This window comes from Arthrobacter sp. TB 26, from assembly GCF_000427315.1.
GTDB lineage: Bacteria > Actinomycetota > Actinomycetes > Actinomycetales > Micrococcaceae > Arthrobacter.
This window is the reverse complement of sequence record NZ_AUPJ01000202.1, coordinates 1-524: the sequence shown is the minus strand read 5'-3', so window position 1 is coordinate 524 and position 524 is coordinate 1. Positions and strand designations below refer to the sequence as shown.

Annotated in this window: 2 pseudogenes; both read right to left on the bottom strand. The window is 68.9% G+C overall.

Annotated elements, in window-relative coordinates:
* A pseudogene (locus K789_RS0107175) lies at nucleotides 1-249 on the bottom strand (hypothetical protein); the annotation flags it as partial.
* A gap of 84 nt (nucleotides 250-333) precedes the next feature.
* Nucleotides 334-524: pseudogene (locus K789_RS0107170) on the bottom strand (SGNH/GDSL hydrolase family protein); the annotation flags it as partial.

The following is a 524-nucleotide window of genomic DNA, read 5'->3' as shown; positions in this document are numbered from 1 at the left end:
CTCCGGGGCGCCGAGCTGGCCGAATCCGCCGTAGTAGTCCCGCTGGGTGAAACCGTCACGCGGCTGCTTGCTCTGCTGGCCCGGGTAGTTTCCGGCACCGCCTCCGTGAGTGTCACCGGGGAATTGCCCGAACTGATCCGGCCCGCCGGTCATGCCCTGGTTCCGGCCGCGCACCGACTTCTTGTAATAGCGCATCGCCATCGGGATCAGGAATGACAAAACGATGATCGATAAGAACAGACTGTTCACGGTACCGGGCCTCTCAGGAAGTGTTCTTCCAGACTAACGCCCACACCCGCTCCGCAGTGCCCGGCGCCAGTGCCCGGGTGCCGCTCAGGAGCGCACGGGCTCCCCGGCGCCGGGAGGGCCTTCGCCCGAGCCCAGCGGCATCCCGGGACCGAACACCGGCCCCGGGAGGGGGCGCTTGGCCGTGACGCCATCGCCGGAGGAGCGGTGCCGGATCCGGCGGACGACCCACGGCACAAAGTACTCGCGCGCCCACACCAGATCCCCGGACCGGGCCT